12 protein-coding genes are annotated in these 15,231 nt (G+C 67.2%); 10 read left to right on the top strand and 2 right to left on the bottom strand.

What is annotated here, in order from left to right; translation table 11 throughout:
* Positions 1-31: 31 nt before the first annotated feature.
* The gene (locus tag DOM66_RS15925; RefSeq protein WP_035471958.1) at positions 32-1,048 is read right to left on the bottom strand and encodes a 1-aminocyclopropane-1-carboxylate deaminase; all 1,017 of its coding nucleotides are present in this window, start codon (positions 1,046-1,048) and stop codon (positions 32-34) included.
* A 228-nt stretch (positions 1,049-1,276) separates the two neighbouring features.
* Here DOM66_RS15925 and DOM66_RS15920 point away from each other — a divergent pair, with 228 nt between their 5' ends.
* The 10 genes from DOM66_RS15920 (at position 1,277) to hemG (ending at position 14,274) form a co-directional block, all read left to right on the top strand.
* Complete coding sequence (locus DOM66_RS15920) at positions 1,277-1,768, top strand: Lrp/AsnC family transcriptional regulator (protein ID WP_110690848.1); 492 nt, start codon at positions 1,277-1,279, stop codon at positions 1,766-1,768.
* A 274-nt stretch (positions 1,769-2,042) separates the two neighbouring features.
* Positions 2,043-2,960, top strand: a complete 918-nt coding sequence (gene kdgD, locus DOM66_RS15915; protein ID WP_110678526.1) for a 5-dehydro-4-deoxyglucarate dehydratase — start codon at positions 2,043-2,045, stop codon at positions 2,958-2,960.
* Between the two features lie 130 nt (positions 2,961-3,090).
* Positions 3,091-4,458 carry an enolase C-terminal domain-like protein gene (locus DOM66_RS15910; protein WP_110678524.1) on the top strand — a complete coding sequence of 456 codons (1,368 nt, stop codon included), beginning with the start codon at positions 3,091-3,093 and terminating at the stop codon, positions 4,456-4,458.
* A 240-nt stretch (positions 4,459-4,698) separates the two neighbouring features.
* Positions 4,699-6,276, top strand: coding sequence for an aldehyde dehydrogenase (NADP(+)) (locus DOM66_RS15905; RefSeq protein ID WP_110690847.1), 1,578 nt, complete (start codon positions 4,699-4,701; stop codon positions 6,274-6,276).
* 289 nt (positions 6,277-6,565) lie between these two features.
* Positions 6,566-7,039, top strand: coding sequence for a nuclear transport factor 2 family protein (locus DOM66_RS15900; protein ID WP_110678521.1), 474 nt, complete (start codon positions 6,566-6,568; stop codon positions 7,037-7,039).
* 154 nt (positions 7,040-7,193) lie between these two features.
* On the top strand, positions 7,194-8,708 hold the full coding sequence (betC, locus tag DOM66_RS15895) for a choline-sulfatase (RefSeq protein ID WP_110690846.1): 1,515 nt from the start codon (positions 7,194-7,196) through the stop codon (positions 8,706-8,708).
* 164 nt (positions 8,709-8,872) lie between these two features.
* Positions 8,873-10,462, top strand: coding sequence for an ABC-F family ATPase (locus DOM66_RS15890; protein WP_110690845.1), 1,590 nt, complete (start codon positions 8,873-8,875; stop codon positions 10,460-10,462).
* Between the two features lie 75 nt (positions 10,463-10,537).
* The gene (locus DOM66_RS15885; RefSeq protein WP_110690844.1) at positions 10,538-11,170 is read left to right on the top strand and encodes an isochorismatase family cysteine hydrolase; all 633 of its coding nucleotides are present in this window, start codon (positions 10,538-10,540) and stop codon (positions 11,168-11,170) included.
* A 184-nt stretch (positions 11,171-11,354) separates the two neighbouring features.
* Entirely contained in the window at positions 11,355-12,692 is a 1,338-nt protein-coding gene (locus DOM66_RS15880) for an aryl-sulfate sulfotransferase (RefSeq protein WP_223162025.1), read from the top strand.
* 157 nt (positions 12,693-12,849) lie between these two features.
* Complete coding sequence (gene hemG, locus DOM66_RS15875; protein ID WP_110690842.1) at positions 12,850-14,274, top strand: protoporphyrinogen oxidase; 1,425 nt, start codon at positions 12,850-12,852, stop codon at positions 14,272-14,274.
* Between the two features lie 35 nt (positions 14,275-14,309).
* On the opposite strand, the gene DOM66_RS15870 is transcribed toward hemG, so the two are convergent.
* On the bottom strand, positions 14,310-15,167 hold the full coding sequence (locus DOM66_RS15870; RefSeq protein ID WP_110678508.1) for an HAD-IIA family hydrolase: 858 nt from the start codon (positions 15,165-15,167) through the stop codon (positions 14,310-14,312).
* Positions 15,168-15,231 lie beyond the last annotated feature (64 nt).

Raw genomic sequence — 15,231 nt, 5'->3', positions numbered from 1 at the left:
AAGCCTCCAGCATACCTCAGGCCGAGGGCGCTCAGCCGGCGTGGAACAGCTCGCTGTAGGCGCTGAGCGCCGGGGCGCCGCCGAGGTGGGCGTAGAGCACGCGGGAGCCGGCGGGGAATTCGCCGCGGCGGACCTTGTCGATCATGCCGTGCATCGACTTGCCCTCGTAGACCGGATCGGTGAGCACGCCTTCGAGCCGGCCGCAGAGGCGGATCGCTTCCAGGGTGCCGTCGTTGGGCAGGCCGTACTCCGGATGGCCGAAGCGGGTGTCGAGGATCACGTCGTCGGCTTCGATCGGCTGGCCGAGTTCGACCAGCTCGGCGGTGTTCTGGGCGATGCGCAGGATCTGGGCGTGGGTCCGCTCCGGCTTGGCCGAGGCGTCGATCCCGATGACCTGGCGCGCCCGGCCGTCGGCGGCGAAGCCCACCACCATGCCGGCCTGGGTGCTGCCGGTCACCGAGCAGACCACGATGTAGTCGAAGGTGAAGCCCAGCTCGCGCTCCTGCTGGCGGACCTCCTCGGCGAAGCCGACGAAGCCGAGGCCGCCGTAGGGGTGTTCTGAGCAGCCGGCGGGGATCGGGTAAGGCTTGCCGCCGCGGGCGCGCACATCCTCCAGCGCGCGCTCCCAGCTGGCGCGGATGCCGATATCGAAGCCCGCCGGATCGAGGCGCACGTCGGCACCCATGATGCGCGACAGCTCGATGTTGCCGACCTTGTCGTAGTGGCTGTCGTCGTAGTTGACCCAGTTCTCCTGCACCAGCACGCACTCGAGACCCAGATGCGCGGCCACCGCGGCGACCTGACGGGTCTGGTTGGACTGGATGCCGCCGATCGAGACCAGGGTGTCGTAGCCGCCCTCGAGCACTTCCGGAATCAGGTATTCGAGCTTGCGCGTCTTGTTGCCGCCGAAGGCGAGCCCGCTGTTGCAGTCTTCGCGCTTGGCGTAGAGCTCGACCTCGCCACCGAGATGTTCGCTCAAGCGCTTGAGCGGCGTGATCGGAGAGGGGCCGAAGGTAAGGGGGTAGCGGGGAAAGCGGTCGAGTCGCATGGGGTCACCTGATTGTCGTTGTGGTAGCAGCGGCAAGGCCGCCGATCGTGGAGAGGCGATGCCTGGATACTTGGCAGACAGTGCCTAAAACGCTATCAGGAAAGTCGGTGAGTGATGTTGCAAGTTGATCGCGATTTTCGATCTCATGTAATAAGTATTTAGATTCATGGCGTCTTTCATTGTGCTAAAAATAGATTCTCGACAATAAAATTAAGCGGAGGCTCTGTGATGCCCCTCTCTGACGCGCCCGAGGCGCCACCGCTGGATCGTATCGATCGTCAGATACTCGATGTGCTGCAGCACGACGCCTCGCTCTCCAACGTGGCGCTGGCGGAGCGGGTCAATCTCAGCCCGCCGGCCTGCCTGCGCCGGGTCGAGCGGCTCAAGCGCGCCGGCCTGATCAAGGGGGTGGTGGCGCTACTCGATGCCGAGCGTCTCCATGCCGGCATGGTGGTGGTGATCGGCGTGGTGCTGGATCGCTCCACGCCGCAGTCGTTCGCCGACTTCGAGGCGGCGGCGCGGCATATCTCCGGCTGCATGGCGTGTCATCTGGTAACCGGTGAGTTCGACTACTTCCTGATGATCCGCACCCGCGACAGCCAGAGCTTCAATCGGCTGCATGCCGAGCAGCTCATCTACCTGCCCGGGGTGCGCCAGATCCGCTCCTTCATGGGCCTGCGCGAGGTGCTGTCGAGTACCCAGATTCCGCTGGGGCGCTGAGCCTTCCCCGGCTGAGCCGACCTCGCCCCCGGAAAGGCATGGCCTCGCCTCCACGCGGACGCGCGGCAACGGATGCCGGGTGGGCGTCCCGGGGGCTTTGGGCTAAGGTATAACGGCACTATAGTATGATGTATGACAACATCGCCGTCATAAAGCCTGCCGGTGCCGCACCGCCAGGCGCGATGCTGGTATGGCGCTGTCGCCGTCTGCCCGTGCCAGCGCTCATGCTCGTGCCAGCGTTTATGTGCTTGCCAGCCATTAGCGAGGAATCCAGGTGAATTTTTCCAGAGACGCGCTCAAAGCCTCCATCACCGACGGTCTGCTCTCCTTTCCGGTGACCGACTTCGATGCCCACGGCCAGTTCGACGCCGAGAGTTACCGCCGGCGGCTCGCCTGGCTCAAGGATTACGACGTTTCGGCGCTGTTCGTCGCCGGGGGCACCGGGGAGTTCTTCAACCTGACGCTGGATGAGTATCGCGAGATCGTGACGGTCGCGGTGGAGGTCCTCGGCGGCCACGTGCCGATCATCGCCAGCGCCGGGCAGAGCGCCGAGCTGGCCAAGGCGCATGCCAAGGCGGCGCAGGACGCGGGGGCCGACGGCATTCTGCTGATGCCGCCCTATCTCACCGAGTGCCCGCAGGCGGGCATCGTCGAGTATGCCGCCAGCGTGTGCGAGTCCACCGAGCTGGCGGTGATCTACTACAACCGCGCCAACGGCGTGCTCGATGTCGACGGCGTCAAGGCGCTGGCCGAGCGCTGCCCCAATCTGGTCGGCCTCAAGGATGGCAAGGGCGACATGCAGTCGCTCAACATCACCATCAAGACGCTGGGTGATCGCCTGGCCTACGTCGGTGGTGTGCCCACGGCCGAGATCATCGCCGAGGCCTATCTGGCGATCGGCGTCAGCACCTACTCGTCGGCGGTGTTCAACTTCGTGCCGTCGCTGGCGGTGAAGTTCTATCAGGCGCTGCGCGAGGGCGACCACGACTTCGTGCGCCGGGTCACCCAGGAGTTCTTCATTCCCTTCGTCACCCTGCGCGATACCACCAAGGGCTATGCGGTGAGCCTGATCAAGGCCGGCGCCGGGCTGGTCGGTTATCCGGCGGGCGAGGTGCGGGCGCCGCTGGTGATGCCCAGCGCCCAGGAGCTGGAGACGCTGAAACGGCTGATCGAGCGCGCCGAGCGTCTGTGATCCTTGCGGCCGCCGCGCTGCGGTGGCCGCTGTCGTTATCTCAGCGCCGCCCATCGCCGGCGGCCGCTGTCGTTATCCCTGCGCGGTCCGCTCGGCGGCGGGCCGCACCGATCTCATCGCGGGAGTCGCCATGCCCAGCCACGCACGGACCCGTCACGCCACGCCGACCATCACCGCCATGCGGGTGATCCCGGTCGCCGCCCGCGACAGCATGCTGCTCAATATCGGTGGTGCCCACGCCCCCTGGTTCACCCGCAACCTGGTGATTCTCGAAGACAGTGCCGGCCATGTCGGGGTCGGCGAGGCGCCGGGGGGCGAGACCATCCAGCGTTCGCTGGAGCAGGCCCGCGAGCGCGTACTGGGCCAGTCGCTGGGCCAGCTGCGCGGCGTGGTGGCGTCGCTGCACTCGCGCGGGCGCCATGCCGATTTCGAAGACTTCGGCCGTGGCTCCTGGACCTTCGAGCTGCGTGTCAACGCGGTGGCGGCGCTGGAAGCGGCGCTGCTCGATCTGATGGGCCAGTTCCTCGGGGTGCCGGTGGTGGATCTGCTGGGTGACGGGCGCCAGCGCGACCAGGTCGAGGTGCTCGGCTATCTCTTCTTCGTCGGCGACGGCCACGCCACCTCGCTCGGCTATCGGCGCGAGACCGCGGATGGCCGCGGCGGGGTGGGGCACGACTGGTATCGCCTGCGCGACCAAGCCGCGATGACGCCGCAGGCGATCGTCGAGCAGGCCCAGGTCGCGCACGACCGTTACGGTTTTCGGGACTTCAAGCTCAAGGGTGGGGTGCTGCCGGGGGCGCAGGAGATCGAGGCGGTCAGCGCGCTGCATGCGGCCTTCCCCGAGGCGCGGACCACCCTCGACCCCAACGGCGCCTGGTCCCTCGACGAGGCGATCCAGCTCTGCCGCGGCCTGCATGGGGTACTCGCCTATGCCGAGGACCCCTGCGGCGCCGAGCAGGGCTTCTCGGGGCGCGAGATCCTGGCCGAGTTCCGCCACGCCACGGGGTTGCCGGTGGCCACCAACATGGTCGCCACCAACTGGCGCGAGATGGCCCACGCGCTGATGCTGCGAGCGGTGGATATCCCGCTCGCCGATCCACACTTCTGGACGCTCTCCGGCGCCGTGCGCGTCTCCCAGCTGTGCCAGGATCACGGCATGACCTGGGGCTCGCACTCCAACAACCATTTCGATGTCTCGCTGGCGATGTTCGCGCATGTGGGCGCCGCGGCGGTGGGGCGGGTCACAGCGCTCGATACCCACTGGATCTGGCAGGAGGGCGATGCGCGCCTGACCCGCGAGCCGCCGACCATCGTCGACGGCCGGGTGACGGTCACCGACGCCCCGGGGCTGGGCATCGAACTCGACATGGCCGCGGTCGAGCGCGCCCACGCCGACTACCGGCGACTGCCGGCCGGGGGGCGCGACGACGCCATGGCGATGCAGTCTCTGATCGACGGCTGGCGCTTCGATCCCAAGCGTCCGGCACTGGTGCGCTGAACCAGGGCGACCGCGTCGGGACCCGGGGTCGAGGATTAGTCTTTAGTCCTTAGCCCTTAGTCGTAAGCGGCACTCTCTCGGCGGCCAGGCTGCTAGGCTCTCGAGGTTCCGTTGCGATCCTCGACGCCAGGGCGCGTACGAAAAAGCCGTCATCAGGGCGGTTTTCGTAGGCGGCCTGGCGCAGCTGATCCGGCCGCGGCCGGCAGCCAACGCACGACCATTCCCACTTCAGGAGGCAAGATGAATCTGACAGGTGACATGCTGATCGGCCAGCAGGCCGTCACAGGCAGCCGCGATGCCATCCAGGCGATCAACCCGGCCACCAACGAGCGTCTCGAGCCGGCCTACGCGGGGGGTACCCAGGCGGAGGTCGAGCGTGCCTGCGAGCTGGCCTGGGCGGCCTTCGACCCCTACCGCGAAACCTCGCTGGAGGCCCGCGCCAAGTTTCTGGAAACCATCGCCGAGCAGATCGAAGCGCTGGGCGACACCCTGATCGAGCGCGCGGTGGCCGAATCCGGTCTGCCCCAGGCGCGTATTCAGGGCGAGCGCGGGCGTACCTGCGGCCAGCTGCGTCTGTTCGCCCGTGTGGTGCGTGACGGCGAGTGGCTCGACGTGCGCGTCGACCCGGCACTGCCCGAGCGCCAGCCGCTGCCGCGCGTCGACCTGCGCCAGCGCCAGATCGGTCTCGGCCCGGTGGTGGTGTTCGGCGCCAGCAACTTCCCGCTCGCCTTCTCGGTGGCGGGCGGCGATACCGCCTCGGCGCTGGCCGCCGGCTGCCCGGTGATCGTCAAGGCGCACTCCGCCCACCCCGGCACCAGCGAGCTGGTCGGCCGTGCGATCCAGGCTGCGGTGAAGCAGTGCGGCCTGCCGGAGGGCGTGTTCTCGCTGCTGTTCGGCTCCGGCCGCGAAGTGGGGCAGGCGCTGGTCACCGATCCGCGCGTCAAGGCCGCCGGCTTCACCGGGTCGCGCAGCGGCGGTCTGGCGCTGTGGAAGGCGGCGCAGTCGCGCCCCGAGCCGATCCCGTTCTACGCCGAGATGAGCTCGATCAATCCGGTGTTCCCGCTGCCCGCGGCGCTGGAAGCGCGCGGCAAGGAGATGGGCGAGGCGTTCGTCGCATCGCTCAACATGGGCGCGGGTCAGTTCTGCACCAACCCCGGTCTGGTGATCGCGGTCAAGGGGCCGGCACTCGACGCCTTCGTGGCGGCGGCCGGTGAGGCGGTCAAGGCCAGCGGCAGTCAGACCATGCTGACCCCGGGGATCTTCGAAGCCTACGAAAGTGGGGTCAAAGGTCTCGCCGGCAGCGGCAAGGCGCGTGAAATCGCGCGTGGCGACAAGGGCGACGGCCCCAACCAGTGCCAGACCGGTCTGTTCGTGACCGCGGCCCAGGACTTCCTCGGCGACGAGGCGCTGCAGGCCGAGGTGTTCGGCTCTACCTCGCTGGTGGTGGAGTGCGCCGATGCCGCCGAGCTCAAGCAGGTCACCGAGCATCTGGAAGGCCAGCTGACGATCACCTTGCAGATGGACGACGCCGACCTCGATGCCGCGCGCGAGCTGCTGCCGACGCTGGAGCGCAAGGCGGGTCGCATCCTGGTCAACGGCTGGCCCACCGGGGTCGAGGTGTGTGACGCCATGGTCCACGGCGGCCCCTTCCCGGCGACCTCGGATTCGCGCACCACCTCCGTGGGCACCGCTGCCATCCATCGCTTCCTGCGCCCGGTCTGCTATCAGAACCTGCCCGATGCGCTGCTGCCGGAGGCGATCAAGCAGAACAACCCGCTGGCGCTCAAGCGCCTGGTCGACGGCAAGCGCGAAGGCTGAGCGCCGGCCCCGACGCCAACCGGGCCATGACCGATCGAGCCGCCTCCTCTCCGGGGGCGGCTTTTTGATGGGCGCTCGGGTCGTCCCAGGCCGGTGATCGGTCGCTTGCCGCGGGCGATGCCTCAGCGTGCGCGTGGCAGACTGCTGCCTGAGTAACGCATTCCCCCACGCGTACCCGGCCCTGTCGCGGCGCCGCGTGCAGGCCGTTTTCGTACACCGCCTGAGCTCTGTCTGAAAACCGGCGAGCGCAGGCATTTTTCAGACAAAGCGTAGCGTCGAGGAGTACCGCATGAACCCAGAATCACGTCCCCCATTGCCCCCGTTCGATCGCGAGAGCGCGATCCTCAAGGTGCGCCTGGCCGAAGATGGCTGGAACAGCCGTGACCCGGACAAGGTCGCGCTGGCCTATACCGCCGACACGCGCTGGCGCAATCGGGTCGAGTTCATCCACGGACGTGCCGAGGTGCGCGCCTTTCTCGCGCGCAAGTGGGCCCGTGAGCTGGACTATCGCCTGATCAAGGAGCTGTGGGCCTTCGAGGGCGAGCGTATTGCGGTGCGCTACGCCTACGAGTGGCACGATGACGCCGGCAACTGGTTCCGCTCCTACGGCAACGAGAACTGGCGCTTCGACGCCCATGGGCTGATGGCCGAGCGTCACGCCTGTCTCAACGACCTGCCGATCCGTGAGGACGAGCGCCTGTTCCACTGGCCGCTGGGCCGGCGGCCCGACGACCACCCGGGGCTTTCCAGCCTCGGGCTGTGAGCCCTGTCTGCTCGTTGGCGCACGCGAGCGAGCCCCAGCCTGGCTGGGGCTAAGGCCTCGAATCCATCGTTTGCGCGGGCTCGCCGCCGCCGCGCATGCTGGGACTCCACTGCCGTCGCTGGTGCGACGACCACGCAACGCTGCCGGGGGACCCATGACACGACCCAATATTCTGGTGCTGATGGCGGATCAGCTGAACGGCACCCTGTTCGAGAACGGGCCGGCCGACTTCCTGCATGCGCCGAATCTCAAGGCGCTCGCCAAACGCGCGGTCAACTTCAACCGTGCCTATACCCCCAGCTATCTGTGCGCGCCGGGTCGCGCCGCCTTCATGTCCGGCCAGCTGCCGTCGCGCACCGGGGTCTATGACAACGCCGCGGAGTTTCGCTCCGCCGTGCCGACCTGGGCCCATCATCTGCGCCGCGCCGGCTACTCCACCTGTCTCTCCGGCAAGATGCACTTCGTCGGCCCGGATCAGCTCCACGGCTTCGAGACGCGCTTGACCACCGACGTCTATCCGGCGGATTTCGGCTGGACGCCGGATTACCGCAAGCCGGGTGAGCGCATCGACTGGTGGTATCACAACCTGGGGTCCGTGACCGGTGCCGGCGTGGCGGAGATCTCCAACCAGATGGAGTACGACGACGAGGTCGCCTTCCACGCCGAGCAGAAGCTGTTCGACCTTTCGCGGGGCCAGGATTCACGGCCCTGGGCGCTGTGCGTGAGCTTCACCCACCCCCACGACCCCTATGTGGCGCGGCGCCAGTACTGGGATCTGTACGAGGCGTGCGAACAGCTCGAACCGGCCGAGGGGGCGCTGGCCTTCGAGGATCTCGACCCGCACTCCCAGCGCGTGTTCATTGCCAACGACTACGAGAAATTCGATATCCAGCCCGAGCACGTGCGTCGGGCGCGGCGCGGCTACTTCGCCAATATCTCCTACATCGACGACAAGATCGGCGGCATTCTCGACGTGCTCGAGCGAACCCGCATGGCGGACGACACCATCATCGTGGTCTGCTCCGATCACGGCGACATGCTGGGCGAGAAGGGGCTGTGGTTCAAAATGAGCCCGTTCGACGGCTCCTCCCGGGTACCGCTGATGATCGCCGCGCCGGGGCTGGCGCCGGCCAGCGTCGACACCCCGGTCTCGACCATCGATATCAACGCCACCCTGGCCGATCTGGTCGGTATCGACCTCTCCGAGGTGGCCCCCTGGACCGACGGTGAGTCGCTGCTGCCGCTGGCCCGGGGCGGGAGCCGCGAGGCGCCGGTCTATATGGAGTACGCCGCCGAGGGCAGCGAGGCGCCACTGGTGACGATTCGCCAGGGACGCTGGAAGTTCAATCACTGCGAGCTCGATCCGCCGCAGCTGTTCGATCTCGATGCGGACCCCCGCGAGTGCCACAACCTGGCCACTGACCCGGCGCACGCCGAGACGCTGGCGGCGTTTCAAGCCCAGATGCGCGCGCGCTGGGACATGCAGCGCTTCGATGCCGAAGTCCGCGAGAGCCAGGCCCAGCGCCTGGTGGTCTACGCGGCGCTGCGCAACGGCCACTACTACCCGTGGGATCATCAGCCGCTGCAGGATGCCTCCCAGCGCTACATGCGCAACCACATGGATCTCAACGTGCTCGAGGAGGCGCAGCGTTACCCGCGGGGTGAGTGAGCGCAGGCGCGACGGCAGCGTCGCTGCCGCCTGGGCGGGTGGCGTGCCTGTCAGGTGTCATCGGCTGATGGTGGATCGCCGCGGCGGCGGGCGCGTACAATGCGCCCGCGCCGGCCGCATCTGCCCGGGCGCTCCATTCATGCCGTCGCCGCGAGTACCTACCTTTGCTCTCTACCGCCAACATCACCATGCAGTTCGGCGCCAAGCCGCTGTTCGAAAACGTCTCCGTCAAGTTCGGCCAGGGCAATCGCTACGGTCTGATCGGCGCCAACGGCTGCGGGAAGTCGACCTTCATGAAGATTCTGGGCGGCGATCTGGAGCCGAGCGCCGGCCAGGTCATGAAAGATGCCACCACGCGGCTGGGCAAGCTGCGCCAGGATCAGTTCGCGTTCGAGAACGAGCGGGTGATCGACACCGTGATCATGGGCAACCAGGAGCTGTGGCAGGTCAGCGCCGAGCGTGAGCGCATCTACGGCCAGAGTGAGATGTCCGAGGAAGATGGCATGCAGGTGGCCGATCTCGAGGTGCGCTTCGCCGAACTCGACGGCTACACCGCCGAGGCCCGCGCCGGCGAGCTGCTGCTGGGGCTGGGCATTCCGCTGGAACAGCACACCCAGCCGATGAGCGTGGTCGCTCCGGGCTGGAAGCTGCGCGTGCTGCTGGCCCAGGCGCTGTTCTCCGATCCTGACGTGCTGCTGCTCGACGAGCCCACCAACCACCTGGATATCAACACCATCCGTTGGCTAGAGGGGATCCTGCGCGCGCGCAGCTCGACCATGATCATCATCTCCCACGACCGCCACTTCCTGAACAGTGTCTGCACCCACATGGCGGACCTGGACTACGGCGAGCTGCGGCTGTTCCCCGGCAACTACGACGAGTACATGACCGCGGCGACCCAGGCACGTGAGCGCCTGCACGCCGAGAATGCCAAGAAGAAGGCCGAGATCGCCGAGCTGCAGCAGTTCGTCAGCCGCTTCTCGGCCAACGCCTCCAAGGCCAAGCAGGCGACCTCGCGCCAGCGCAAGATCGACAAGATCCAGCTCGAGGAGGTCAAGCCCTCCTCGCGGGTCAGCCCGTTCATCCGCTTCGACCAGAACAAGAAGATCCATCGCCACGCGCTCAATGTCGAAAAGCTGACCAAGGCGTGGGGCGACAACGTGCTGTTCGAGCGCTTCGGGCTGCAGATCGAGGCCGGCGAGCGGGTCGCGATCATCGGCCCCAACGGTATTGGCAAGACCACGCTGCTCAACTGCCTGATGGGGACTATGGCGCCGGACGCCGGTGAGGTGAAGTGGACCGACGCCGCGGAACTCGGCTACTTCGCCCAGGATCACGCCGCCGACTTCGAGGGCGGCGAGACGCTGTTCGAGTGGATGCGCCAGTGGACCACCGAAGGCGAGCAGACCGTGCGCGGCGCGCTGGGCCGCATGCTGTTCTCCAACGACGATATCGGCAAGTCGGTGAAGGTGATCTCCGGCGGCGAGCAGGGGCGCATGCTGTTCGGCAAGCTGACCCTGTTAAAGCCCAACGTGCTGGTGATGGATGAGCCCACCAACCACCTCGACATGGAGTCGATCGAGGCGCTCAACCTGGCGCTGGCGAACTATCCCGGCACGCTGATCTTCGTCAGCCACGACCGCGAGTTCGTCGGCTCGCTGGCGACCCGCATCATCGAAATGAAAGAGGATGGCATCGTCGATTTCAGCGGCGATTATGATGACTATCTGCGCAGCCAGGGTGTCTACGGCTAGACACCACCGCTCCGTGGCCGGGGGTGGGCTACGCTGAACCACAGCGAGTCCATTCCCGGCCAGGAGCCTTCCGCCATGACCTCTGCCCTCTCTCCGCGCGTCGATCCGCTCAAGACCGCCCTGCTGCTGATCGAATTCCAGAACGACTTCACCACCCCCGGTGGCGTACTCCATGAGGCCGTCAAAGCCGTCATGGCGCGTGACGACATGCTGACCAGAACCCAGCGGCTCGTTGCCACGGCACGCGCGGCGGGGGTCAGTGTGATGCACGCGCCGATCCACTTCGCGCCCGGCTATGGCGAGATCACCGCCCAGCCCTACGGCATCCTTGCGGGTGTCGTCGAGGGCAAGGCCTTCGTCAAGGGCGAGTGGGGCGCGGAGATCTGCGAGGCGCTGACGCCGCAGGTCGGTGACATCGTCATCGAGGGCAAGCGCGGGCTGGACACCTTTGCCTCGACCAATCTCGATTTCATTCTGCGCAGCAAGGGAATCGAGACCCTCGTCCTGGCCGGATTCCTGACCAATTGCTGCGTCGAATCCACCATGCGCTCGGGCTACGAGAAGGGCTTCGAGGTGCTGACACTGACCGACGGTGTCGCCGCGACCAGCGAGGTCGAGCACGATGCCGCGATCCGCTACGACTACCCGATGTTCTCCAAGCCGATGACGATCGCCGAGTTCACCGCACGGCTGCCGGCAACCGCCTAGGCATTAAACGTCCCCGGGCGGGGATAAAAACCGCGTCGCGCGGGTCTATCTGAAAGCCGGTGATGACGCATCGCTGTGCTCACCGGCCAGACAAGGTGCGCCGGCAGGCTGTCATGCCGGCCAGGCCCGCACAGGGCGAGACTCGACGAAGGAGCGACGAGCGATGGTGTCACGGAGCAAAGCCGTGTCGGTAGTGATGGGTGCCTGGCTGATGGCCTCGGCGACCACGGTGCTGGCCTTGCCCAGCAGTTTTCCCACCGGCACGACCTACTACGATCCCAAGCGGGCCTACAACGGCTTCGTGCTGTTCCCTGGCGGCGATCGCAAGACCCACCTGATCGATATGAACGGCAACGAAGTGCACCGTTGGGACTATGAGAGCTTCCCGCCGATCCCGCTTTCCGCCGAGCAGGCCGGCGGCGAGCAAGGGCATCTGCTGGTGCAGTCGGCACGGGTCGACAAGCTCCCCGAGCACGCCAGCCCCGGCAACGGTCTCACCAACGCCTCCGTGGCCGAGGTGGATTGGGACGGCGACGTGGTGTGGCAGTGGGGCAGCCAGCAGCATCCGGTCTACCAGCATCATGACATGCGCCGGCTGCCCAACGGCAACAACCTGGTGATGACCGCCGAGACACGCGAGCTCAACGGTTTCGATTATCCGATCATCGATAACGCCATCGAGGAGGTCGACCAACAGGGCCAGGTGGTGTGGGCATGGAAGGCCGGCGATCATCTCGACGAGATGGGCTTTTCCGATGCCGGCCTGCGCGCGCTCAAGGATTCCGGGGACCCCGACTTCCTGCATCTGAACACCGCCGTACCGCTAGGGCCCAATCGCTGGTACGACGCCGGTGACAAGCGCTTCGCGCCGGACAATATCCTGGTCAATTCGCGCAACGCCAACATCACGTTCATCGTCGACCGTCAGAGCGGCGAGATCGTCTGGCGTCTCGGCCCCGACCTGCCGGCACTGCAGCTCAATGGCAAGCTTGGCCGCCCCGTGGATCAGACCGTGGGGGCCCACGATGTCCACCTCATCCCCGAGGGTCTGCCGGGGGCCGGCAATCTGCTGATCTTCGACAATCAGGGCAATGCCGGCTTCCCGCCATCGAAGCAGGGGTTCTTCTCCTCCTCCCGCGTGATCGAGGTGAATCCGAGCAGCGGCAAGATCGTGTGGCAGTACACCGGCAGCATGTCGGGGCGCTCGCCCTACACCTTCTACAGCTCGTTCATCTCGAGCGCGCGGCGTCTGCCCAACGGCAATACGCTGATCGACGAGGGCCAGGATGGCCGCCTGTTCCAGGTCACGCCGGCAGGCGAGATCGTGTGGGAGTACGTGAGTCCGTTCTTCGGCAAGTCGATGCCGGGCGACGATTACGTCACCAACCAGGTCTACCGTGCGCAGTTGGTGGATTATGACTGGGCGCCGAAGGGCACGCCGCACACGGAGAACGCGGTGATGCCGGACTGCGACCTGTATGTCGCGGCGCCCGGCTGTCATCCGGGCGTGCCAGACCAGTAAGCCCTGCGACTGGGCCCTGCGAGTGGGCCCAGTGAATGAGTCCGGCGGGTGAGCGTTCCTGCCGGCCGGCGTGGCGGCAAGACGCCGCACGCCGGCTGGATGCGGGGCGAACGATGTCTGCGTAAACTTCTCATGACACTCTCCCGCGCGAGCTCCCATGACCAGCCATGCTCCAGACCTCCCGGCCGACACGCCTGCCGACCCACATGAAGCGCCCTCCGACACCCTGATCGTCGGTGCCGGGGCCACTGGCCTCGCCGCTGCCTGGGCTCTGGCCAAGCAGGACCGACGGGTGACGCTGCTCGAAGCCGGCGCGCGCGTCGGCGGCAACATCGCCAGCGAGCGCGACGGCGAGTGGCAGATCGAACACGGCCCCAATACCGTGATCATGAAGCCGCCGCTCTACGCCCTGCTCGATGAGCTCGATCTCCTGGGTGAGGCGCAGCCGGCCAACCGTATTGCCAACAAGCGCTATGTGGTGCTCGACGGCAAGCCGGTGGCCCTGCCGATGACACCGGTCGAGGCGCTGACCAGCCCGATCATCGGTTGGCGTGGCTGGGCACGCCTGCTGCGTGAGCCGTTGCTGCCGCGTGGGCGCCAGGCGGAGGAGTCACTGGCGGCGTTCGTCGAGCGACGTCTTGGCCGGCGCGTGCTCCAGCGCATGGTCGATCCCTTCGTCTCCGGGGTCTATGCCGGGGATCCGGCCAAGCTCTCGGTGCAGGCGGCGATGCCGCGCCTGGCCGCGATCGAGCGCGAGCACCGCTCGCTGATCCTCGGTGGTCTCAAGCGCCTGCGCCAGAGCCGGCGCGAGCCCTCGCCCGTGCCGGCCGACTGGCGCGGCCAGCTGGTCAACTTCCCCGAGGGTCTTGCGCGTCTGGCCGAGCGTCTGGCCGAGTGCATCACGGCAAGGCCGAGTGCCACCCTCGAGACCGAGTGCGAGATCGTCGGCGTGCGTCGCGATGGCGAGGGTTGGGTGGCGACGGCCCGCGATGGACGGGAATGGCGTGGGCGGCAATTACTGCTGGCGGTGCCGGCGCCGCTGGCGGCGAGCTGGCTCGAGGCGCTCGATCCGGCGCTGGCCGAGCCGCTTTCGGCGATCGCCTATCCGCCGGTCAACGCCGTGGCGCTCGGCTTTCGCGATGCCGATATCGACCATCCGCTGGATGGCTTCGGCGTGCTCATCCCGCGGGCCGAAGGGCGCCAGACGCTGGGCGCGCTGTTCCCCTCCACGCTCTTTCCCGGCCGCGCCCCCTGCGGGCACAAGCTGCTCAACGTCTTCATCGGCGGCCGCCAGGACCCCGAGGCCGCGGCGGGCGACGATGACACCCTCAGTCAGCGCGTGCAGGCCGACCTGAGCGATATCCTGGGTATCCGCGGTGAGCCGGTATGGCGGCGGATGGTGCGCTGGCCGCAGGCAATCCCGCAGTACGAACTCGGCCATGGCGAACGGCTGGCACGGCTCGACGCCGCACTGGCACGTCACCCCGGGCTGCACCTGGGCGGCAACTGGCGTGGCGGTATCGCCGTGGGCGACTGCCTGGAGAATGGCCGGCTGCTGGGCGAGACGCTCGCCACTCGTTGAGCGGCGAGCCCGGGGCGGGCGTGACTTGTCGGCCGCTACTTGTCCACCAGCTCGGCCACCGAGGCGAGGATCTCCTTGGGCCGGAACGGGTAGCTTTCGATCTCCGATTTGTCGGCGATGCCGCTGAGCACCAGCACGGTGTGCATGCCTGCCTCGATGCCGGCGACGATATCGGTGTCCATGCGGTCGCCGATCATGCCGGTGCCATCCGAGTGCACCCCGAGCTTGTTGAGCGCCGAGCGGAACATCATCGGATTGGGCTTGCCGACGATGTACGGCTTGCGCCCGGTCGCCTCGGTGATCAACGCGGCCACGGCGCCGGTCGCCGGCAGCACGCCTTCGGCACTGGGACCGGTGGCGTCCGGGTTGGTGCAGATGAAGCGCGCGCCATCCCGGATCAGGCGGATCGCCTTGGTGATCGCCTCGAAGGAGTAGGAGCGGGTCTCGCCGAGCACCACGTAGTCGGGCTTGGTGTCGGTCATGATGAAGCCGGCTTCGTGGATCGCGGTGAGCAGGCCCGCCTCGCCGACGACGAAGGCCGAGCTGCCCGGGGCCTGATCGCGCAGGAAGGCCGCGGTGGCCAGCGCCGAGGTCCAGATGCGCTCCTCCGGCACCTCGATGCCGCTGTGCTGCAGCCGGGCGCTGAGGTCGCGCGGCGTGTAGATGGAGTTGTTGGTCAATACCAGGAAGGGAATCTCGCGCTCGCGCCACTGATTGATCAGCTCGGCGGCACCGGGGATCGCCTTGTTCTCATGGACCAGAACGCCATCCATGTCGGTCAGCCAGGACTTGATGTTACGCCGGCTGGCGGTGTTCTCGCCCTGGCTCTTGCTCTGTTTCCCGGACGCGCCCTTGGCGGACGACGCTGTGTCGGAGCTGCGGTTGTCGGCCATGAAACCCCTCGGCGTGCGGCTGTGGATAGAGTGTCGATGATGATCTTGTGTACAGGCAGTTTAG

Source organism: Salinicola endophyticus (assembly GCF_003206575.1).
Classification (GTDB): domain Bacteria; phylum Pseudomonadota; class Gammaproteobacteria; order Pseudomonadales; family Halomonadaceae; genus Salinicola; species Salinicola endophyticus.
The sequence above is the reverse complement of the archived record's forward strand: the minus strand, read 5'-3'. Positions and strand labels throughout refer to the sequence as shown.

Bases quoted from the DNA above. Each gene is read 5' to 3' on its own strand.
- DOM66_RS15925 (WP_035471958.1), bottom strand. From the start codon at position 1,048: ATGCGACTCGACCGCTTTCCCCGCTACCCCCTTACCTTCGGCCCCTCT.
- DOM66_RS15920 (WP_110690848.1), top strand. From the start codon at position 1,277: ATGCCCCTCTCTGACGCGCCCGAGGCGCCACCGCTGGATCGTATCGAT.
- DOM66_RS15910 (WP_110678524.1), top strand. From the start codon at position 3,091: ATGCCCAGCCACGCACGGACCCGTCACGCCACGCCGACCATCACCGCC.
- DOM66_RS15905 (WP_110690847.1), top strand. From the start codon at position 4,699: ATGAATCTGACAGGTGACATGCTGATCGGCCAGCAGGCCGTCACAGGC.
- DOM66_RS15900 (WP_110678521.1), top strand. From the start codon at position 6,566: ATGAACCCAGAATCACGTCCCCCATTGCCCCCGTTCGATCGCGAGAGC.
- betC (WP_110690846.1), top strand. From the start codon at position 7,194: ATGACACGACCCAATATTCTGGTGCTGATGGCGGATCAGCTGAACGGC.
- DOM66_RS15885 (WP_110690844.1), top strand. From the start codon at position 10,538: ATGACCTCTGCCCTCTCTCCGCGCGTCGATCCGCTCAAGACCGCCCTG.
- hemG (WP_110690842.1), top strand. From the start codon at position 12,850: ATGACCAGCCATGCTCCAGACCTCCCGGCCGACACGCCTGCCGACCCA.
- DOM66_RS15870 (WP_110678508.1), bottom strand. From the start codon at position 15,167: ATGGCCGACAACCGCAGCTCCGACACAGCGTCGTCCGCCAAGGGCGCG.